General features: G+C 71.0%; 20 protein-coding genes. 15 read left to right on the forward strand and 5 right to left on the reverse strand.

What is annotated here, in order from left to right:
- Positions 1 to 218: 218 nt before the first annotated feature.
- Positions 219 to 1,241, reverse strand: coding sequence for a YafY family protein (locus tag ABG085_RS04500; protein ID WP_347978231.1), 1,023 nt, complete (start codon positions 1,239 to 1,241; stop codon positions 219 to 221).
- 61 nt (positions 1,242 to 1,302) lie between these two features.
- Between ABG085_RS04500 and ABG085_RS04505 the strand changes: the two genes are divergently transcribed.
- The 6 genes from ABG085_RS04505 (at position 1,303) to ABG085_RS04530 (ending at position 8,288) form a co-directional block, all read left to right on the forward strand.
- Entirely contained in the window at positions 1,303 to 2,430 is a 1,128-nt protein-coding gene (locus tag ABG085_RS04505; protein ID WP_347978232.1) for an ATP-binding cassette domain-containing protein, read from the forward strand.
- Positions 2,427 to 3,221, forward strand: a complete 795-nt coding sequence (locus tag ABG085_RS04510) for an ABC transporter permease (RefSeq protein WP_347978233.1) — start codon at positions 2,427 to 2,429, stop codon at positions 3,219 to 3,221. Before ABG085_RS04505 ends, ABG085_RS04510 begins: the two co-directional genes overlap by 4 nt.
- A gap of 194 nt (positions 3,222 to 3,415) precedes the next feature.
- Positions 3,416 to 6,523, forward strand: coding sequence for a hypothetical protein (locus tag ABG085_RS04515; protein WP_347978234.1), 3,108 nt, complete (start codon positions 3,416 to 3,418; stop codon positions 6,521 to 6,523).
- 116 nt (positions 6,524 to 6,639) lie between these two features.
- Positions 6,640 to 7,158, forward strand: a complete 519-nt coding sequence (locus ABG085_RS04520; RefSeq protein WP_347978235.1) for a hypothetical protein — start codon at positions 6,640 to 6,642, stop codon at positions 7,156 to 7,158.
- A gap of 156 nt (positions 7,159 to 7,314) precedes the next feature.
- Positions 7,315 to 7,779, forward strand: coding sequence for a MarR family transcriptional regulator (locus ABG085_RS04525; protein ID WP_347978236.1), 465 nt, complete (start codon positions 7,315 to 7,317; stop codon positions 7,777 to 7,779).
- 20 nt (positions 7,780 to 7,799) lie between these two features.
- Positions 7,800 to 8,288, forward strand: a complete 489-nt coding sequence (locus ABG085_RS04530; RefSeq protein WP_347978237.1) for a glutathione peroxidase — start codon at positions 7,800 to 7,802, stop codon at positions 8,286 to 8,288.
- A 25-nt stretch (positions 8,289 to 8,313) separates the two neighbouring features.
- Here ABG085_RS04530 and ABG085_RS04535 read toward each other — a convergent pair whose 3' ends face one another.
- From ABG085_RS04535 to ABG085_RS04545, 3 genes are all read right to left on the reverse strand, one after another.
- Positions 8,314 to 8,703 (reverse strand): YccF domain-containing protein, encoded by a 390-nt coding sequence (locus ABG085_RS04535; RefSeq protein ID WP_347978238.1) that lies wholly within the window; start codon positions 8,701 to 8,703, stop codon positions 8,314 to 8,316.
- 148 nt (positions 8,704 to 8,851) lie between these two features.
- Positions 8,852 to 9,313: a hypothetical protein gene (locus tag ABG085_RS04540; RefSeq protein ID WP_347978239.1), complete on the reverse strand. Its 462-nt coding sequence runs from the start codon at positions 9,311 to 9,313 to the stop codon at positions 8,852 to 8,854.
- 8 nt (positions 9,314 to 9,321) lie between these two features.
- Complete coding sequence (locus tag ABG085_RS04545; protein ID WP_347978240.1) at positions 9,322 to 10,905, reverse strand: PspC domain-containing protein; 1,584 nt, start codon at positions 10,903 to 10,905, stop codon at positions 9,322 to 9,324.
- Positions 10,906 to 11,019: 114 nt separating this feature from the next.
- Here ABG085_RS04545 and ABG085_RS04550 point away from each other — a divergent pair, with 114 nt between their 5' ends.
- The 4 genes from ABG085_RS04550 (at position 11,020) to ABG085_RS04565 (ending at position 16,737) form a co-directional block, all read left to right on the forward strand.
- Entirely contained in the window at positions 11,020 to 12,516 is a 1,497-nt protein-coding gene (locus ABG085_RS04550; protein ID WP_347978241.1) for a PspC domain-containing protein, read from the forward strand.
- The gene (locus tag ABG085_RS04555; RefSeq protein ID WP_347978242.1) at positions 12,509 to 13,192 is read left to right on the forward strand and encodes a response regulator transcription factor; all 684 of its coding nucleotides are present in this window, start codon (positions 12,509 to 12,511) and stop codon (positions 13,190 to 13,192) included. Before ABG085_RS04550 ends, ABG085_RS04555 begins: the two co-directional genes overlap by 8 nt.
- A gap of 84 nt (positions 13,193 to 13,276) precedes the next feature.
- Positions 13,277 to 14,158, forward strand: coding sequence for a CHAD domain-containing protein (locus tag ABG085_RS04560; RefSeq protein ID WP_347978243.1), 882 nt, complete (start codon positions 13,277 to 13,279; stop codon positions 14,156 to 14,158).
- An 83-nt stretch (positions 14,159 to 14,241) separates the two neighbouring features.
- Entirely contained in the window at positions 14,242 to 16,737 is a 2,496-nt protein-coding gene (locus ABG085_RS04565) for a UvrD-helicase domain-containing protein (protein WP_347978244.1), read from the forward strand.
- Positions 16,738 to 16,924: 187 nt separating this feature from the next.
- On the opposite strand, the gene ABG085_RS04570 is transcribed toward ABG085_RS04565, so the two are convergent.
- Positions 16,925 to 17,545 (reverse strand): MerR family transcriptional regulator, encoded by a 621-nt coding sequence (locus tag ABG085_RS04570; protein ID WP_347978245.1) that lies wholly within the window; start codon positions 17,543 to 17,545, stop codon positions 16,925 to 16,927.
- Between the two features lie 77 nt (positions 17,546 to 17,622).
- Here ABG085_RS04570 and ABG085_RS04575 point away from each other — a divergent pair, with 77 nt between their 5' ends.
- The 5 genes from ABG085_RS04575 (at position 17,623) to ABG085_RS04595 (ending at position 20,865) form a co-directional block, all read left to right on the forward strand.
- The gene (locus ABG085_RS04575) at positions 17,623 to 18,039 is read left to right on the forward strand and encodes a hypothetical protein (RefSeq protein WP_347978246.1); all 417 of its coding nucleotides are present in this window, start codon (positions 17,623 to 17,625) and stop codon (positions 18,037 to 18,039) included.
- A gap of 64 nt (positions 18,040 to 18,103) precedes the next feature.
- Entirely contained in the window at positions 18,104 to 19,279 is a 1,176-nt protein-coding gene (locus ABG085_RS04580) for an SseB family protein (protein WP_347978247.1), read from the forward strand.
- Positions 19,280 to 19,383: 104 nt separating this feature from the next.
- The gene (locus tag ABG085_RS04585) at positions 19,384 to 19,749 is read left to right on the forward strand and encodes a metalloregulator ArsR/SmtB family transcription factor (protein ID WP_347978248.1); all 366 of its coding nucleotides are present in this window, start codon (positions 19,384 to 19,386) and stop codon (positions 19,747 to 19,749) included.
- Between the two features lie 39 nt (positions 19,750 to 19,788).
- Positions 19,789 to 20,265 carry an SRPBCC family protein gene (locus ABG085_RS04590; protein WP_163617979.1) on the forward strand — a complete coding sequence of 159 codons (477 nt, stop codon included), beginning with the start codon at positions 19,789 to 19,791 and terminating at the stop codon, positions 20,263 to 20,265.
- Between the two features lie 3 nt (positions 20,266 to 20,268).
- Positions 20,269 to 20,865, forward strand: coding sequence for a dihydrofolate reductase family protein (locus ABG085_RS04595; RefSeq protein ID WP_347978249.1), 597 nt, complete (start codon positions 20,269 to 20,271; stop codon positions 20,863 to 20,865).
- Positions 20,866 to 20,896: the final 31 nt, after the last annotated feature.

The raw sequence follows: 20,896 nt of genomic DNA on the forward strand, positions 1-20,896 counted from the left end.
CGCGAAGACGAACGTCGCTACTTCTGCGGGACGCCAGGGGCGTTTCGTCTCGCTCGCTGGCGCTCGCTCGCTCAACGACCGAGGGCCCCAGCCTGCTGACGGTCGTTGAGCGGAGGGCGCTCTGGCGCGCGAAGACGAACGCCTCTACTTATGCGGAACGCCAGGGGCGTTTCCTCTCGCTCGCTCGCTGGCGCTCCCTCGCTCAACGACCTGCCAACTCACGCGGGCAGCTGCCGCTCTCGCTCCTTCACGCGCTCTGGCGGCACCGGTGGCGCGGGCTTGTCCAGGGCGCGCAGCATCCGTTCCAGGGTCTCGCGCAGCTGCTCGCGGGCGGGTGAGGCGAGGTCGGTCGTGTACTCGACGCCCTCCGGGATCCACGACAGGCCGTACATCGTCTCGCGGAAGTCGCCGCCACCGACCGGCCAGCGGGTGCGGCCATCGCCCTCATCCGAAGCGCCTTGACCCCACTGCCCGAAGTAGTCGCGCATGGTCTCGAGGGGCAGCTCCATCACCGCGTCCGCCTCCACCGCCTGGCGCACCCACGATCGCGCGACGAAGATGAACTCCTCGATCTGCTCGGGCGTGAGCGGCTTCGGCTCGAACAGCACGCGGGTGTGCTCGACATCCGCCAGCCGGTCGACGCGGAAGGTGCGCCAGTCCTCCTTCTCGAGATCCCAGCACAGCAGGTACCAGTGGCGGTCGGCGGGGGCGAGCGCGTGCGGTTCGACACGGCGATGGGTGACCTCCCCGGATGCCGCGGTGTACACGAAGCGCACCCGCTCGTGGTCGCGCGTGGCCAGGGCGAGTTCTCCTAGCACCTCTCCCGAGACGGCCGCACCCGCGTTGAGGCCGGCCGGCTGCACGGCCTCGGCCAGCGCCGCCACGCGGCGGCGCAGGGGAGCGGGGAGTACTTGCTCGAGCTTCGCGAGGGCGGTGATGGTCGTCTCGGGACCGCTGACGAGCCGTTGGGACGCCGCAACCCGCAGTCCGATCGCCATGGCCACGGCCTCCTCATCGGTGAGCAGCAGCGGGGGCACCGCGCTGCCGGCCTCGAGGCGGTAGCCGCCTGCGGCACCCGGCGACGACTCGATGCGATAGCCCAGGTCACGCAGCCGCTCCACGTCGCGACGAACGGTGCGCTCGGTCACGCCCAGGCGGTCCGCCAGCTCGGAGCCGGGCCAGTGGCGGTGGGTCTGCAGCAGGTTCAGGAGCGAGAGCGCTCGCGTCGTCGTATCGGACATGATTCAAGATTGCCCTAGATTGCGGACCGGAACTGTCCGCATTGGTTCCTAACCTGAGGTCATGGCGAACGAATCGATCATCCAAGCGCAGGGACTCACCAAGCGCTTCACCGTGAAAGGCAAGACCGTCGAGGCCGTGACCGACCTCACGTTCGAGGTGGCGCGCGGCGAGCTCGTCGCGTTCCTCGGACCCAACGGCGCCGGCAAGTCGACGAGCCTGCGCATGCTCACCACCCTGATTCCGCCGACCGCGGGCACGGCGAAGGTCGTCGGCTTCGACATCCTGAAGCAGCCCGCCGACGTCCGGGCCCGCATCGGGTATGTCGGCCAGCTCACGAGCGGCAGCTTCTCGCAGCGTGCCCGCGACGAGCTGCTGAGCCAGGGCGCGTTCTACGGCATGTCGAAGGCCGCCGCGCGCACCCGGGCCGACGAGCTCATCGAGTCGCTGGACCTGGCCGGCTTCGCGACGCGGTCGGTGCAGCAGCTGTCGGGCGGGCAGAAGCGCCGGCTCGACATCGCGCTGGGGCTCATGCACGCGCCGCCGCTGCTCTTCCTCGACGAGCCGTCGACCGGGCTCGACCCGCAGAGCCGCGCCAACCTGTGGCAGCACATCATCGACCTGCGCGCGCAGCACGGCACGACGGTCTTCCTCACCACGCACTACCTCGAGGAGGCCGACCGCTACGCCGAGCGCGTGATGGTCATGGACCGCGGACGCGTGATCGCCGACGACACCGCGACGCGGCTCAAGGCCGAGCTCGCGGGCGACGTGCTCACGTTCGGCTTCGCGACCGAGACGGATGCCGCAGCCGCCGTCTCCGTCGTGCAGAGGCTGATCGACCGCGAGGTGCGACGGACCGGGGAAGAGGCAGCCGGCGAAGGGGAAACCGGCGAAGGGGAAACCGGCGAAGGGGTAGCGCAGACCTTCGTGACCGTGACGGCACCCGAGGGCGACGCGCTGCTCCCCGCCGCCGTGCGCGCACTCGACGCCGCGGGGCTCACGGTCCGCACCGCGACCGGCGTGCCGCCGACGCTCGACGACGTCTTCCTGGCGCTCACCGGCCGCACCCTGCGCGAAGCGGGCGAGGGCGAGGGTGAGCCCGACGAAGCAGATGACAACACGGATGCCTCGGCCGAGGCATCCGGAACCGCCGACGTGGCGGCCGAGAAGACAGGAGCGAACCGATGACCGCCCAGATCCAGACCCGGCCCGACACCGCGGTACGGGCGAACCCGGCGCGCGACACGTGGAACGTGCTGACGCGCGAGCTGAAGCCCGCGATGCGCGACCCGTTCACGCTGATCTTCAGCCTCGTGCAGCCGCTGGTGTTCCTCGGGCTGTTCGCGCCGCTGCTGGTCGGCTCGTCGGGCCAGCCGGTGGGCGAGACCCTGCAGTGGTTCGTGCCCGGCGTACTCGTGATGATCGTGCTGTTCGGCACCGGCGCGACCGGGTCGAACCTGCAGTACGAGATGATGACGGGCTCGCACGAGCGCACGCTCGTGGCGCCGCTGGCGCGGTCGTCGCTGCTGGTCGGCCGGGCGCTCAAGGAGATCGTGCCGATCATCGTGCAGGCGCTCATCATCGTGCTCATCGCCTGGCCGTTCGGATTCACGATCAACGTCCCGGGGCTGGTGATCGGCCTCGCGCTGCTGGCGGTCTTCGGCATCGGGCTCGGCGCGCTCTCGTACACGCTGGCGCTGAAGACCAAGGACCGCGAGTGGCTGTTCTGGGGCGTGCAGCAGACGCTGATCTTCCCGCTGCTGATCCTGTCGGGCATGCTGCTGCCGCTCGACGAAGCACCCGGGTGGATGCGCGCGATCTCGACCGTGAACCCGATCAACTGGGTCGTGCAGGCCGAGCGGGCGCTGTTCGCCGGCGACCTGGGCGACATCACGGTGCTGTGGGGCTGGGTCGCCGCGATCGTGCTGGCGGTGGTCGGCCTCGCCGTCGGCATCCGGGCGATGCGCAAGAGCAGCTAGGCCTGTGCCGTCCGGTCGCTGAGCTTGTCGAAGCGCCTTCGACAGGCTCAGCCACCGGGGCTTGACGAAGCATGACGGATGCCGCGGCCCTGGGTCGCGGCATCCGTCATCAGTCGGCGGGTGACTCGCAACGGGTGTACAACGTGTTCGGCGGTCTGTCGGGAGCGCCGATAACGCACACCTAGGATCAGAGGATGACGACGGCGCGACGGCGAGGCATCCTCGCTGTCGTCACGGCTATCGTCCTGCTGGCGATGGGCGCCGGGGTCGCGTTCGTGGTCGGAGATGCGCTCGGCATCCGCACCGAGCCGGCTGCGCAGATGCAGTCCCAAGCGCCCGTGGTTGCTGCTGCGACGGATGCCGCGGCCCCGCCCGAGATCACCGCCGTCGACCTGCCCACGACAGAGCGCGTCGACGTCGCGATGGACGAGCTGCTCGACGCGGTCGCGGACGCACCCGCACGCGCCGGGACGGCATCCCTCGCCGTCGAGATCCTCGGTGCGGACGCCGGCGACGAGGCCGACGGGTACACGCTGGACGGCGACGCCGCAGCCCTGCGCATCCAGGCGGAAAGCGAGGCCGGCGCCACACGGGCGATCTACGACCTCGCCGGCCGGGTGCGCGCCGCACAGCCTCTCACCGACCTGCTCGGCACGCATGCGGCATCCCGTCTGCCGCTGCGAATGAGCGACCTGGGAGCCGTCGGCGTGACGCCCGACCCGGCCGAATGGGAGTCGGGCGACGACTACTCGCACGCATCCAAGGCGTTCGCCGCCGTCATTCAGCCCGAGGCGCCGTACATCGATGAGACCGCGCTCGCCGCGGCGTTCGAGGACTTCGACGGATTCCTGCGCCACTCGCTCGCGAACGGCATCAACGCCGTGGCATTCCCGGGTTTCGTCGAGTTCGTCACGTTCGACGACGCGCCGGACGGCGCCGTCTATCCCGAAGGCGACGACCACCGCGACAAGGCGCTCGCCCTCCGCGAGGCCTTCGCGCCGTTCTGGGAGCGCGCCGACGAGCTCGGCGTGAAGGTGTTCCTGCGCACCGACATGCTGGCCCTCACCGGACCCCTCGAGCGCTACCTCATCGACCGTTTCGGATCGCTCGACACCGAGAACCCCGAGTTCTGGGACGTCTACGCCGCCGGCCTCGACGAGCTGTACGAGGCCGTGCCCGCACTCGACGGCGTGCTGATCCGCATCGGCGAGGCGGGACCCGTCTACGACGTCGGCGGCTGGGACTACTACTCCGCGCTCGAGGTCACCACCGTCGACGCGGTGCGGACGATGCTCGGGGCGTTCACGGCGCAGGCCGAGGCATCCGATCGCGAAGTCATCTTCCGCACGTGGAGCGTCGGCGTCGGCGCCGTCGGCGACATGCACACGAACGACGCGTCGTACGAGGCCGTGCTCGACGGCATCGACTCGCCCGCGCTCATCGTGTCGACGAAGTACACCCTCGGCGACTTCTACACGTGGCTGCCGCTGAACCACACGCTCGAGCAGGGCGATCAGCGGCGCATCGTCGAGTTCCAGAGCCGCCGCGAGTTCGAGAACTTCGGCGCCTTCGCGAACGATCTCGGCCCGCAGTACCAGGCGGCGCTGCAGCAGCTGCTCGCCGCGAACGACCGCGTGGAGGGCGTCTGGGTGTGGACGCAGGACGGCGGACCCTGGCGCGCCGGACCGATGTCGCTCTACCTCAAGTCGGGCTTCTGGCAGCTCTACGAGCTGAACACCCAGGTGGCGGCTGCCCTCGCCCAAGACCCTGAGACTGACGTCGCCGAGGTGAACGCCGACTGGGCGCGGGAGTGGTTCTCGGACGACCCCGCGACGGTGCAGGCGATCACCGAGGCCATGGCGCTCTCGCGCGACGCCATCGCGCAGGGGATGTACATCGAGCAATTCGCCGACAAGCGGGTGTTCGCCATCGGGCTCGAGCCGCCGCCCATGATGTGGATCTTCGAGTGGGACATCCTCACCGGCGACTCCGCCGTGCTCGACGTGCTCTACGCGATCGTGCGCGACAGTGCTGGTACGGCCGAAGCCGGTGCTGATTCGGTCGAGGCGGGTGCCGGCGGAATCGACGCGGCGATCGCCGGCGGTGCGCAGGCGGTCGCGGACGTCGAGCGGATGCGGGATCTCGTGACCGGGACGGATGCCGCGACCTGGCGCTCGCCCGACATGCGCGACGCCTTCGTGGACACCCTGGACTACGAACTCGACACCCTGCGGCTGCTTCAGGCGTATCGCGCGATGATCCTCCACCAGGGGGAGTGGCACGACACCCTCTCGCCCGACGCGTATGCCCGGTGGGATGCCGACCGTGCCGACTACGAGGCGCTCGCCGCCGCGCACCTCGAGCGGTACGAGGGCGACATCGACTATCCCGCGTTCAACCTGACGGCCGCGCAGCTGGGTGTGGAGCGCGCGGAGCGCGACCTCACGATGGCGTGGCTCGCACGTGGCCTGCTGCTGCTCGCGCTCGCGTGGGTCGTCATCGGCATGCTCGCCGCCCGGACACGCCTGGTCGCGCGGCCCGGCGCCGCCGCGGCGCGCGCAACGTGGATCGCCTCGACCCGCCCGTGGCGGGCGCGGGAGTCGACGCTCGGCCTGCTCGAACTCGACCGCTGGCTGCTGTTGATCGTGCCGGCCGCGCTGCTGGTCGCCACACGGGCGGTGCAGACGTCGTTCCTGTCGTGGACGCACGTCGCCGTCACCATCGGCGCGTGGGTCGTCTTCGCCCTCGTGGTGCGGCTGTTCGTCTGGCGGCGGTCGCCGTGGCCGGTCATCGCCGCGGTCGGCGGGGTCGTGATGCTGCGGTGCATCGTCACGCTGTTCGCGCTGTCGTTCACGGGACCGGGCGGCTACTGGTTCGCGTTCTGGACCGACCCGGTGCTGCGCACCGCCTATATCGCGGTCGCCTTCGCGCTGTTCGTCTGGGTGTTCGTCGCCGCCGGGTGGGCGCTGGCGGCGCAGGTACGCGCGCGCCGCGCCACCGGCTTCGTGCTGGCCGCCGTCGGTGCCGGTCTGCTGATCCCGTCGGCCGTCGTGGGACTGGTCGGCCTCGAGACGGCGCTCACGCTGTGGAACGACGAGATGGGGCTGCTGCCCTGGGGCCTGGCCCGCATCCTCGGCATCACGACCTACCTCGAGATCCCGGATGCCACTCCCTGGGCCGCGGCCGCCTTCGGCGCCGTCCTGCTCGTCGTGGGCACCGCTCTGGCACTGCCCTGGCGGCGCAGGCGAGCGGTTGCCCGCACGAGCTCCGAGGCGCGCAGCGACGCGCCTGCGGCACCGTAGCGGCCGGTCGACGTTCCCTCCCGAAGGAGGGGGTACGGCACCGTCCTGTCTCGAGCACCCGCGTCGAAGGACTATTCTGGGAAGATCCCCCGAAACGATTCGAAGAGGTATTTCCCATGCGCTCACGAAGCACAGCACTCCTGTCCATCGCCGCCGTTTCCGGCCTTCTCCTCGCCGGCTGCGCGTCGACCGCCGAGCCCGAGCCCACGTCCACGTCGGCCGCATCGTCGGTCGTCGAGTCGTCGGTCTCCGAGCCCGCAGCCGCGGGCGAGCGCGTCGGCGCGGACGGCACCGAGCTCGAGGTCTGGAGCAGCATCGTCCCCGACGAGAGCGCTGCTGCCGTCCTGGACGAGCCGGAAGCCGGCAACCAGTGGGTGACCGTCAACGTCGCCCAGTGGGTCACCGACGAGGACCTCTCGGACGTCGACGTCGCGCCCGTCCTGCGCTCGACCGAGGACGAGTCGTTCTCGGCCGAGGCCGTGTCGCAGCGCTCGGTCGACGTGCCGATGACGCCGGAGAAGTCCTACACGTTCGTGTGGAGCTTCCAGGTGCCCGAGGCGCTCGTCGACGCCGAGACCCTCGTGCTCTGCGTCGGCTCGGGTGACGAGGGCTGCAGCAGCCTCGCCGCCGAGTGATCCCACGGCGCCGCCCCTTGGGCGGCGCCGGATCCACCGCGTTCGCGCCGTGCACCTCCGGGTGCACGGCGCGAACGCGTTTCGGTGGGCGGTCTGACTTCCGGCGATCGGTCGGCATCTCTTGTATGCCAATAGTTTGTATGCAAAGCTTTGGCCATGATGACGACGACTGCGACCCCGCTGGAATCGTCGGTGTGCTTCGCGCTGTACACGTCGATGCAGACGACCCTGCAGCTCTACCGCGACCTGCTCGAGCCGTGGGGGCTGACCTATCAGCAGCTCATGGTGCTCGCGATCGTGTGGGAGCGCGACGAGGTCTCGCCGGGCGAGCTCGCCGAGGCGCTGTGCCTCGACGCCAGCAGTGTGTCGGGACTCGTCGGGCGGCTCGAGCGCATGGGGTATCTGCACCGCGAGCACCGGTCGACGGATCGTCGCTCGGTGCGGATCACCGCCACCGCGCACGCCCTGGCGGTGCGCGGCGAACTCGGCCATATCGAGCGCTGCGTCGCGGAGGCCATGCAGGTCACGCCCGCCGACGCCGAGGCTGTCATCGGAACACTCCGGACGCTCCGCACCTCGATGCGCGGCTACGACGCGCGCGCGGCATCCGTCGCCTCATGAACGGCAAGGAAGGGAAACGCATGACCCTCGAAGAGATCCCCGTCACCACGATCCACGGAGAGACCACCACGTTCGGCGAGCTCACGGACGGCCGGCTCGCGCTCGTCGTGAACGTCGCCTCGCGGTGCGGGCTGGCTCCGCAGTACGAGCAGCTCGAGGCGCTGCAGAAGGCCTACGCCGACCGTGGCTTCATCGTGATCGGCTTCCCGAGCAACCAGTTCCTGCAGGAGCTCTCGAGCGAAGAGGCCGTCGCGGAGTACTGCTCGACGACGTGGGGCGTGACCTTCCCGATGGCGGAGAAGGTGCGGGTCAACGGCCGCAACGCCCATCCGCTCTACCAGGAGCTGACCGCGACGCCCGACGTCGACGGCAAGAAGGGCCGCATCACGTGGAACTTCGAGAAGTTCCTGGTCAGCCCGTCGGGCGAGGTCAAGCGGTTCGCGCCGCAGACCAAGCCCGACGCCCCCGAGGTCGTCGAGGCGATCGAGGCCTGGCTGCCGGGGGAGTAGTCCCGCCGCTCAGGCGGACGTCCGCTCAAGCGGCGCGGACCAGGTCGGCGGGGACGATGTCCTTGCCGAGCGGCATGAGCGAGATCGGCACGAGCTTGAAGCTCGCGATGCCCAGCGGGATGCCGATGATCGTGATGCACAGCGCGACGCCCGTCACGATGTGACCGATCGCGAGCCACCAGCCGGCGAGGATCACCCACACCACGTTGCCGAGGAACGATCCGACGCCGGCGCCCGGCTTGTCGACGACGGTGCGGCCGAAGGGCCACAGCGCGTACAGGCCGATGCGAAACGAGGCGATGCCCCACGGGATCGTGAAGATCAGGATGCACAGCAGCACCCCCGCCAGCAGGTAGCCGAGGAACATCCAGAAGCCCGACAGCACGAGCCAGATGACGTTGAGGAGGGTGCGCACGGGTCGATTCTCTCGATCGGATGCCGCGAACCCGGTGTGAGGCCGGGTGCAGGGCTGGTTGTCGTTCCGTTCAACAGGTCAACCGGCCTTCTACAGGAGGTTGGTTCGTTTCAACGTCCTGTAGAGGCGCGGTTGACCTGTTCGGGGGTCAGGTTCGGGCGGGAGAGGATGACGCGCGCCGACGCTCGAGGCCGCGCTGGGCGCGGCGGGCGATGCCGACGACGCCCGTGATGAGCGCGAACATGCCGAGGAGAAGGACGGCGATGGCGATCGCCGTCGCCGGGTTCAGCCCCACGAGCCACGACGTGAGCACCGCCTGTCGTGCTGGATCGAGGAGGATCCACAAGGCAGTGGCTGCGATCGCGGCGAGGACCAGCCCCCACACGATTCCCGCCCAGCGGATGCGCGGGCCGGTGAGATCCACGGATGCCGCGGGCGCGGGCCGCTCGGGCACCGCCGTCTGCGCCGGCGCCTGCCAGGCCGGTGGCCGGGTGTCGACGTAGGGCGGCGGCAGGACGGCGGTGGCCGCCGTGTCCACGGGGTCGGTGTGGGCGGGCTGGGCGGGGGCGTCGGCGCCGGGCGCGGCATCCGGAGTCTCAGGAGTGCTCATGGCGGGGCTCATTTCTCGTAGATCGTGACGCGGACCGAGCCGGTGCGCTGGTCGAGGGTGATGTGCTGCGTCGTGACGGCGTCGGTGGTGGGATCGTCGTTGCTGACGCGCCAGTCGACGGTGCCGTCGCTGCCGGGCTTCACCGTGCCCGACTCGACGTCGCCGCCGTCGGACCCGGGCAGTCGTTCGAAGACCACGGATCCGTCGCCGAGGGTCGCGTCGAGCTCGAGCACGGTGCCCGGGAAGACCTCGATGTCGGTGCCGCCGATGCCCTTGGTGAGGACGACGCCGCCGGCGCGGACGTCCTCGGACTCCGACAGCGGGCTGACCGAGATGAACGTGCTGCCGAAGGGCTGTACGAGCACCTGCTCGTAGCTGGCGGTGCCGAGATTGACATCGCCCACTGCGAAGCGGTCGGGACCGGATGCCGCCGCCACCGATCCGCCGATCACCAGCAGCACGATCGTGACGGCGGTCAGGAAGCCGCTGCGGCGGCGCGCGATGCCCGCGACGACCATCGCGAGAGCCGTGACCAGGGCGGCGGTGAAAACGCCGATGGCACCGGCGAACGGCGTGGACGCGGTGGCGAGCACCGCGAGCGCACCCGCCACGACCGCGGCGCCCAGCGCGGTGAGGACGAACGCGAAGCTCGTGCGCGGCCGTGTGGCGTGACGGAGCTGGCGACGCTCCTCCGCCTCACGGGCGAAGGCGGTGCCGGCGGCCTCCCGCTCGCGGCGCGCCTGCTCGCGAGCCGCGCGCTCGGCGTCCTGCTGGCTGCGCTGCCACTCCTGGTTCTGCGTGCGCCACGCCTCCTGTCGCGCGCGCCAGTCGGCGACCTGCGCGTCGTTCGCCGGTGCGCCGGCGGCCGTGGCCGAGGCATCCGTCGTCGCATCTCCCGTCACGGACCCGGCCGGCGCCCGACCGGCCGAGTCCGTGGCCCCTGCAGCGGCTGCCGCGAAGGGAGAGGTCGCACCGTCACCCGAATGAGGTGCGACCGGGGGGACGGGCGGCGCGGAAGCCTTCTGCGCCGCCGCCCAGGGGGACCGGTCGGCGCGTGCCGACCGGACGATGAGGAACACGAGTCCACCGATGAGGGCGACGCCCAGCAGGAAGCCGAGCACATCGAGCGCCGAGACGCCGGCGGCGCCGCCGTCCCACGCCCACGGTGCGAAGCCGGTGAGCGCCCACACGGGCCAGAGGAGCACGTTGCGCAGCCACGGCACCACCGGGACGAATCCGACGGCCGCGAGGATGAAGACGCCGGTCATCGCCTGGTCGTACCGGCCGTGGAAGAGCTCGCGAAGGTGGATACGGCCATCCGTGTCGGGCAGCAGCGCCCAGGCGATCGCGTAGACGAGCAGGGCCGGAAAGCCGAGCAGTGCGACGACCACGAAGATGCCGCGCACGATGATGGGGTCGATCCGCAGGCGCGCGGCGAGTCCGCCGCACACGCCGCCGAGCCAGGCGTCGCCGCGGGCGATGCCCAGCCCGCGCACCCAGTCGAAGAACCGGTCCGATGCGTGCGGCGCCTCGGGTGGCGCGGGCGGCGGCGGTCCCGGGTCGGCGGGGGGAGCGGAGGTGGTGTCGGTCATGGTTCCACCCTGGCCGCCGCCGGCAGGCGCCCGCTATGGGGTGATCCCCTGACCCTTCCCTGATCCTCGCGCCCGGGTGTGGTCGGGGGCGGAGGGCGGTGATTGGATGGCGGCATGCCTTCGAACCCGCCCGCCGCGGTCCCCGCGACCTCGCCGCCTGTCGTGGACGGGGCGGACGGCGGGGTTGGCGGCGCTGCTGCCGGTGAGGTTGGAGGCGGGCCGACGGCGGCGCTCGAGCGACCGACGCTCCGGCGGCCGCGGGACTGCGTGGTGTCGGGGGTCTCGTCCGGACTCGCCCGCCACCTGGGGTGGCCCGTCTGGCTCGTGCGCACGAGCTTCGTCGCGCTCACGCTCGTCTCGGGCGCCGGAGTGCTGCTCTACGCGTGGCTGTGGCTCTTCATGCCCTGGGACGACGCCGAGCCCGGCACCGGGCCGGACGCCGGCCCGACGGGCGGGGCAGTGGCCTCGGGCGGTGCAGATCACCCGGCGCACGACGCCGCGCTTGCCCCTGCGCCCGACCCCGCGTTCGGCAGCGCGCCGCTGCGGGTGCCGACGCGCCGTGCACCGGTGGCGTGGATCCTCACGGGCGCGGCGATCGCCGCCACGGTCGCGACGGTCGCCGCCATCGCGCTGTTCTCGGGGAACGGCATGGCGCAGACGTCGATGCCCGGCTGGACGGGCGGCGTGTTCATCGCGACCGCGCTCGCCGTCGCCGCGGGCGCCTGGGCGACGCTCGTCGATCGCCGAGATCCGGCCCGGGGCCCGCGGCACGAGGCGGTCGTGCGCATCGTCGTCACCGTGGTGCTCATCGTGCTGCTGCTCGCCCAGCTGACGACCCTGCAGCAGGTCGGGGTCGCCGGGTTCGTCTATGCGCTGATGCCGCTCATCGGGATCGCGCTGGTCTACTCGTCGATGCTGATCGACAAGTGGCGTGAGCTGTCGGGGGAGCGCGTGCGGCGCATCCGGGAGGAGCAGCGCGCCGAGATGGCCGCGCACCTGCACGACTCGGTGCTGCAGACGCTCGCACTCATCCAGAATCGCGCGGGCGCGTCGAGCGAGGTGGCGCGGCTCGCCCGCGCCCAGGAGCGCGAGCTGCGGGCGTGGCTCTACGACGGCGATGCCGCCGCCGACAGCGACCTCTCGACCGACCTCCGCGACTACGCGGCGGCCCTCGAGCTGGACTATCCGGTGCGCATCGACGTCGTCTCGGCCGGGCTTCCGGCCGAGCGCGCCAGCGGCGAGGTGGCGGCGGCGTCCCGCGAGGCGATGCTGAACGCCGCGCGCCACGCCGGCGGCGACGTTTCGGTGTACATCGAGGGCAACGCCAACGCGGTCGACGTCTACGTGCGCGACCGCGGCCCCGGGTTCGACCTGCAGGATGTGCCGGACGACAGGCTCGGCATCCGTCAATCGATCCTCGGCCGCATGCGCCGCGCCGGAGGATCGGCCACCGTGCGTCGGGGGGCCGGCGGCGGCACCGAGGTGCACCTGCGGTTCGGGGCGGCCGCGGCATCTGGTTCCGCGGGCGCGTCCGGCGCCGTTGCCGGCCGCCCGAACCCCACCGCTTCCGGCTCTTCACCGGGTGCTGCATCGGAGGTGCGCCGTGGCTGATGGCCGGGTTCGCGTCGTGATCGTCGACGACCACTCCATCTTCCGGTCCGGCCTGCGCGCCGACTTCGACGCGTCGATCGACGTCGTCGGCGAGGCCGCCGACGCGGCGGCCGCCGTCGCCGTCATCGAGGCGACGCGTCCCGACGTCGTGCTGCTCGACGTGCACCTGCCGTCGGGGCAGGGGGCGACCGCAACCGGCCCCGAGGCCGCCGGCGGCGAAGCGGTGATCCGGGCGGCCGGCCCCGTGGTGCCGACGACGCGATTCCTGGCGCTGAGCGTGTCGGATGCCGCGGAAGACGTCGTGCGCGTCATCCGCGCCGGTGCCAGGGGCTACATCACGAAGGGTTCGTCGGGTGCGGAGGTGAGCCAGGCGGTGCACGCGGTCGCCGAGGGCGATGCGGTGTTCTCGCCGCGTCTGGCCGGCTTCGTGCTCGATGCGTTCGGGGCGGCAGTCGGCGAGACAGCGGCGACCAGCGACGAGCTCGACCGCCTGTCGGCGCGCGAGCAGGAGGTGATGCGGCTCATCGCCCGCGGCTACGCCTACAAGGAGGTCGCCGCCGAGCTGTTCATCTCGATGAAGACGGTCGAGTCGCACGTGTCGGCGGTGCTGCGCAAGCTGCAGCTGTCGTCGCGCTATGAGCTGACGGCGTGGGCTTCGGCGCGCCGCCTGCTCTGAGCCGCTACCGCAGCATTCGGGGCGTGATCGCTCTGGGAGAGGATGAAGATCGCGTGACGTGGCCGGCATCTTTAAGCTCGGGACGTGCAAGAACCCCAGGGGAGCCCGACGCTCGGCGAGGTGCTCGGCGAGATGGTGCACCGCGCCGCGGATGAGGTCGAGGCGACACTGCCGGCCGCGGTCGCCGACGAGCCGGACGGTGTACATCAGCACCGCGTGCGCGTGAGGCGCCTGCGCAGCGTGCTCGGAGGCTTCCGAGACGCGCTGGACGCCCGCGCGGCCGAGCGCGTGCGCGTGGCCTACGCAGAGTGGGGGCGGGAACTGGGCGTCGTGCGCGACATCGAGGTGCGCGCCCAGGTCGCGGCCGAGATGCTGGAGCGGGCGGGGATCGACGATCCGGACGTGCAGCGGCGGCTCATCCGCAGCGAGCAGGAGGCCTACTCGGGGGCTCATCAGCGGCTGGTGGAACTCGCAGCCTCTCCGCGCGCCGAGGAGCGCGCGCGGCTGCTGCGCGAGTTCGTGGATGCGGCGAATCCCGTCGAGCCCGATCGCGAGGCCGCGGAGGTGCTGACCGCGGCGGTGGCGAGACAGGCACGTCGCGTGGAGAAGGCCGATTCCCGCCTCGACGGAACGGATGCGCGCTATCACGCCCTCCGCAAGTCCGCACGACGCCTGCGGTACGTGGCGGAAGCCGTCAGCGACGGCGCTCCCGGGCTGTCCACGAAGGAGATGGAGGAACTCGTGGAGGCCGGCGACGACATCCACGATGCGCTCGGCGCCCACCGTGACGCCATGCTGCTCGCACAGCGTGTGGATCATGAGGCATCCCTCGCCGGGCGCGCGGGGGAGCTGTCGCACGCGTACGACAGGATCGCCGAGGTGGCCCGCGACGAGGCCTCGGAACGCCTCGATGAGGTCCCGAAGGCGATGCGGCGACTGAAGGCCACGGCATCCCGTCTTTCGTGAGCTGCGGCGTGCCCACGTCCGTGGCTGCGAGGCCGGCAGCCCGCCCGGCCGGTGTCGGCGCGGCGACCTAGACTTGGTGGGACATGACCGACGCCATTCCGACCGCGCCGGGCGCGGGTACCGTTCGTCCGATCGTCCTCGACGCCGCCCACCCGATGGGCGCTGCGCCGCACGTGGGCGCGCGTTCCGACGAAGACCTGCTCGAGGGGCTCAACCCGCAGCAGCGCGAGGCCGTGACCTACCGCGGCCAGGCGCTGCTCATCGTCGCCGGCGCGGGCTCGGGCAAGACCAGCGTGCTCACCCGCCGCATCGCGTCGCTGCTACGCAACCGCGAGGCGTGGCCGAGCCAGATCCTCGCGATCACCTTCACCAACAAGGCTGCCGGTGAGATGCGCGAGCGCGTCGAGCATCTGGTGGGCGATTCGGCGCGCGGCATGTGGATCTCGACGTTCCACTCCGCGTGCGTGCGCATCCTCCGCCGCGAGGCCGAGCAGTTCGGGTTCACCAAGTCGTTCACGATCTACGACTCGGGAGACTCCCGCGCGCTCATCAAGCGGCTCGTCAAAGAGCACGAGGCCGACGCCTTCGGGCTCACGCCCGCGGCCACGCAGTCGAAGATCTCGAAGCTGAAGAACGAGCTGGCGGATGCCGAGTCCTACGCCCGCACGGCCAACATGAGCGACCCTGCCGAACGGGTCTTCGTCGAGCTCTTCGGCGCGTACCAGCGCGAGCTGCAGCGGGCGAACGCCTTCGACTTCGACGACCTCATCGGGCAGACGGTGTTCCTGTTCCGCGCCTTCCCGCAGGTGGCGGACGTGTACCGCCGTCGGTTCCGTCACGTGCTCGTCGACGAGTATCAGGACACCAACCACGCGCAGTACGCGCTGATCCACGAGCTGACCCGGCCGCCGGGATCGGATGCCGCGCCGATGGCCGGATCCGGCGGCATGATGATCTTCGAGGCCGAGCCGGCCGCCGAGGACGGCGCCTCGCTCACCGTCGTCGGCGACTCCGACCAGTCGATCTACGCCTTCCGCGGCGCCGACATCCGCAACATCAGCGAGTTCGAGAAGGACTATCCCGGCGCCAAGGTCGTGCTCCTCGAGCAGAACTACCGCTCGACCCAGAACATCCTCTCCGCCGCGAACGCCGTCATCGGCCACAACTTCGACCGCAAAGACAAGCGGCTGTGGACCGACGTCGGCGAGGGCGAGAAGATCATCGGCTTCACCGGCTATTCGCAGCACGACGAGGCGCAGTTCGTCGCCGACGAGATCGAGGCGCTGCACCGGGCGGGCGTCGACTACTCGCAGGTGGCGGTGTTCTACCGCACCAACTCGCAGTCGCGTGCGCTGGAAGAGATCTTCATCCGCTCCGCCCTGCCGTACAAGATCATGGGTGGCACGAAGTTCTACGAGCGTGCCGAGATCAAGGACGCCCTGGCGTACCTCGTGGCGGTGGCGAACCCCGCCGACGAGATGGCGATGCGCCGCATCATCAACCGGCCGCGTCGCGGCATCGGCGATGTGACGATCGAGACCATCTCGCGCTACGCGGCGGACCAGCAGATCACGTTCCGCGACGCCCTTGCGAACTCGTCGGCGCTGGGAGTCGGGCCCAAGATCCAAGCGGCCATCGCGCATCTGGACGCGGTGCTGGCCGAGGCATCCGAGATCATGCTTCCCGCGTCGGGAGAGCTCGCGCCCCCGACCGCGGTCGCCGACGGTCTGCAGCTGCTGCTCAACAAGAGCGGCTACTACGACGCGCTGCGGGCGAGCAAAGACGCGCAGGACGAGGCGCGTATCGAGAACCTCGACGAGATGGTGGCCGTCGCCCGCGAATTCGCACGCAACAACCCCGAGGGCACACTGCTCGACTTCCTCACCGAGGTGGCGCTGGTGTCCGATGCCGACGACCTCGAGGACGCCTCGGGCTCGGTGTCGCTCATGACCCTGCACACCGCGAAGGGCCTGGAGTACGACGCGGTGTTCGTCACCGGCGTCGAGGAAGACCTCATCCCGCACCGCATCTCGGCGGGTGAGCCGGGCGGTCCGCAGGAGGAGCGGCGCCTCTTCTACGTCGGCATCACGCGTGCCCGCAAGCGCCTGTACCTCTCACTCGCGATGACGCGCGCGCAATTCGGCGAGGTGACCGTGGCGATGCCGAGCCGCTTCCTGCAGGAGATCCCGAACGAGCTGCTCCACTGGCGGCAGTCGCCCGGCGACGTGAACTCCCGCGGCGGCACCCAGTCGCGGGCACTCAACGCGCGGCGCGGCTCCGGCTCGGGCTCGGGATTCGGCGGCTCGGGAGGGCGGCGCTACGGCGACGACCTGGTGCCGCTCGCGCGCCGCGAGCCGGCCGGCAACCTCGAGCGCTTCGCGAACAAGATCCCCTCCAAGGTGCGCGACAACGGCGACATGGAGCTGGCGCCGGGCGACCGCATCCGTCACGACGACTTCGGTGAGGGACGAGTGGATGCCGTCACCGGCGAAGGCGCGAAGCGCGTGGCGCACGTGCGGTTCGACGCCGCGGGTCCGAAGAAGCTGCTGATCAAGATCGCCCCGATCTCGAAGCTCTGACGCGGCGGCTCGCGCCGACGAGGCAGCCGGCGATCTGAGGTGCGGGGCGCGTGGTTTCGTCTCGCTTCGCTCGCTCAACGACCGGTACTCCTCGGTCGGTCGTTGAGCGAGCGAGGAACGAGCGAGACGAAACGCGCGCACCCGGCGCACACGAGTGGCTCGACGCATCGCGACGCGCTTCACTCGTTCAACCAACCGGGTCGTTTGCGGTTCGCTCGGCGAGCAGGTGGTGGTGTGCCAGGCGGCGAAGCGCGAGCATGACCGGCTCGTACATCGCCGTCCCCAGCACGGCGTACGTCACGGCCTCTGAGGGTGACATGCCCGCCATCGGCGCCACCTCGGCCGCGGCGACCTGGCGCATCGCGGCGCCGTAGCGGGCGAGGGCGGCGGGGGAGGCATCCAATCCCGCCGCACCCAGGGCGCGCAGCGCCTCGTCGAGCTGAGCCACCGCGGTGAAGTCGGCGTCGTAGGTCAGACCGAGTTCGGCGATGGCCTTCCGGGCGCGCGGGTAATCCTCTTTCCCGCCGTCGACGTAGGGCGGAAGGGCGCCGACGGCGCGCCCGAGGGTCTCCACCGCGTCGTCGAGCGGGGCGTCGATGAGCGCGAGCACCTCACGGACCCGCGCCAGCGGGAGGCCGCGCACGTCGGCCAGCGCGGCGATGAGCCGCAGCCGCGCGACGTGCTCGTCGCCGTACTCGGCGCGCGTGGCCGAGAGGGCCTCGCCCCGGGCCAGCATGCCCTCACGGATGTAGAACTTCACGGTGGCGACCGGGACGCCGCTGAGCTCCGACAGCTCCGAGATCTTCATGGCGATCCTCCGGGGTCTTGTGCTGGATAGTATAGCTATCCAATACTGGAGAGCATAACTATCCAACGGAGGTCATCATGTACCCGGTCCTCACGATCGTCGCCGGCGCGACGATCCTCACCGTCATCGGCGTGATGTCGGGCGGCACCTTCCTGCTGCGCATCGCATCGCACGGTCTGCCGTTCAACGACCTGCAGAAGGCCTTCTTCCGTGCGGGCCATGCCCATGCCGGCGTGCTCGTACTGCTGGGACTGGTGAGCCTGCTGCTCACCTCGGCGGCGGGCGCGGCGCTCCCGTGGCAGTGGGCGTCGGTCGGGGTGCTCGCGAGCGCGATCCTGATCCCGGGCGGGTTCTTCCTCTCGGTGCTGGGACGCGACCCGCAGCGGCCCGGGCGTGCGATCGCGCTGCTGTGGGCCGGCGTCGTCGTGCTGGCGGCATCCCTTCTCGCCGTCGGCATCGGCGTGATCGCTGCGGGGGTTGCGGCGCTGGGATGACCGCGGGGCCTGTTCGGCGACTCGGCTCGGCGAGCAGGTCGGAGCGGCGGGTTAGGCTCGCACAATGGCCTTGTTCTCGCGCCGTCCGAAGAAGCCCGCCGAGCAGTCGACGCCGTCCCCCGAGTCGTCGCCGGCGGAGGAGACGACGGCCGGCGCAGACCCCACCCACGACGCTCCGTCGGTGAGCGATGCGGCGCCCGCCGGTGCGGCCGCGCCCGAGCACGAAGGTGTCGCGGCCGTCGAGGGCGCCGATGCGAGCGTGCCCGCAGGCGATTCCGATGCGGATGCCGCAGCCGGCGTGTCCATCTCGGTCTCGTCGTTCGGGGGGCTCGGGGTGTCACCCGCACCCACGCCGGCTGCGGGTCCCGAGGGCGCGCCTCGGGGAGACGAGCCGATGCCGACGGGGCCCCGCCCGCGGGTCGGAACGCGCGAGTGGATGCGTACGGCGCCCGAGCCGACCGAGACGGTACCCGGCCTCCGCGACAACGTCCTGCTGCGGGCGGCGCTGGGCCGCGTCGGCGACGCACCGCAATCGCAGGCGCTGCTGGATGTCGCGCGACAGCTGATGCAGGGACATGTCTTCCTGCGGGTCAAGGGCGACGCGCGCACCCTCCTCGCAGAGGGCAAGGGGCTGCCGCTCGCGGTCGCCAACGCGGGCGAGCGCACGTTCGCGCTCGTGTTCTCGAGCGGAGCGGCGCTGCAGGCCAGCCTGAAGGCCGACGGCGACACCGACACCTCGGCGATGGGCCAGCCGGTGCTGACGGTGCTCCGGCACGTGCTGGGAAGTACGTACGACGGGATCATCATCGACCCGGCGTCGGCGCCCTCGCGCGCGGTGCTGCCCAAGGAGCTGCTCCAGCGCGCCGTCGATCAGGCGGACCCGCAGCTCACCGTGAAGACGCTGCTCGCCGCCGAGCGCACACCCGACATCGGCGCCAAGGTCGCCGAGGCGCTCACCCGCGTGCCGCTGTGGGTCGCCGTCGGCACGGCGGCGAACGGCGCGCCGGGTCTCGCCGAGGGCCGCGACGGGAGCGGCGCGCGCTTCCTCGAGATCTACTCGCACCCGCTCGAGGTCGCCGTCATGGGCCGCGGCGACAACGCGGCGCCGATCACCGCGGCCCAGCTGTCGCGCGCCCTCACCAGCGACGAGGGGATCACGGGCGTCGTGGTCGATCCGGCCGGCCCCTGGATCCGGCTCACCCGCGACGACCTCGGCCCGGTGCTCGACCTGACCCACTGACGGCTCTCGCGCCGCCTCGGATCGAGAGGCGGCTTGATGGTTGACACGCGCCTACATGCGGGTATCCTATTCAACATAAACGTTGATAAAGGATTCTGTTGAGCATGAACGATCAGGAGCTGGACCGGGCGTTCGTCGCCCTGGGTGACCCGGTGCGCCGTGCGATCATCGCGCGCCTGAGTCGCGGGCCGGCGACGGTGGGGGAGCTTGCCGAGCCGTTCGCGATCACGATGCAGGCCGTGTCGCGCCACATCAAGGTGCTCGAAGACGCCGGGCTCGTGACCCGGTCCCGCGACGCGCAACGCCGTCCCGTCCATCTCGACGCAGCGGCGCTGGAGCAGCTCACCGCGTGGATCGACCGCTACCGACTCGACGCCGAGCGCGCGTACCGCCGGCTGGACACGCTGCTCGCGACCGCGGTCGCGCCCCAGCCGGGGGCTTCGTCCGCCGCCACCGCTCACCAGGCTTGAGAACCCCTCGCACACGACCGACACGAAGGAGAAGGAATCATGAGCAACCCCCTCATCATCGAAGCCGTTCCGGGTACGTCGTACGCCGACATCACCCGCGAATTCGACGCACCCGTCGAGGCGCTGTTCCGCGCTCACGCCGACCCCGAGCTGTTCGGCCAGTGGATCGGACCCGGCGAGGAGCGCACCGAGATCACCCACTGGGACTTCCGGACCGGCGGCGGCTACCGCTTCGTCCAGCGCGATGCCAACGGCGAGTACGCGTTCCGCGGCGTGTTCCACACCGTGCGCGAGAACGAGCTGATCATCCAGACGTTCGAGTACGAGGGCTGGCCCGACGAGGTCAGCATCGACGTCATCCGCTTCGAGACGCTCGAGGGCGGCAGGTCGCGGATCGCCGACCGCAGTGTGTTCTCGAGCATCGAGGTGCTCGAGAACATGCAGTCCGAGGGCATGGAGCGCGGTATGCGCGAGGGCTACGACAAGCTCGAGAAGATGCTCGCCGGGGAGAGCTGAGCCATGGGCAAGGTCGTGGCTTCAGCATCCATGTCACTCGACGGTTTCGTCGCCCACGAGAACAACGACCCGGGCCGGCTGTTCGATTGGTACGAGGCCGGCGACGTCGAGGTCGTCACCGCGAGCGAGCCCGCGTCGTTCCACCTGACACCCGCGAGCGCGGACTACTGGCGGGAGTGGGTCGGCGAGATCGGCTGCCTCGTCGTCGGACGGCTGCTGTTCGACATCACCGACGGCTGGAAGGGCGAGCACCCGCTGGGGGTGCCGTACGTCGTGCTGACGCACGAGGCGCCGACGGACTGGGCGCACGCCCGCACCGGTAACGCCCACTTCGTGACCGACGGCATCGAGGCCGCGATCGCGCGTGCCCAGGAGATCGCCGGCGACCGGGCGGTCGCACTCGCCGCCGGCACCGTCGCGGGCCAGGCGCTCGGCACCGGGCTCGTCGACGAGGTGGCGGTGGACCTCGTGCCGGTGGTGCTCGGCAGCGGCCACCGCTACTTCGCCGACGTCGACCCGGCGGCGGTGCGGCTGGGCGATCCGACGACGATCATCCCGAGCACGCGGGTGACGCACATGGTCTTCCCCGTCGAGCGCTGAGCGACGTCGCGCGCGGCCGTCGAGAATTCAG

It is taken from the genome of Microbacterium sp. ProA8 (genome assembly GCF_039905635.1).
Taxonomy (GTDB): domain Bacteria; phylum Actinomycetota; class Actinomycetes; order Actinomycetales; family Microbacteriaceae; genus Microbacterium; species Microbacterium chionoecetis.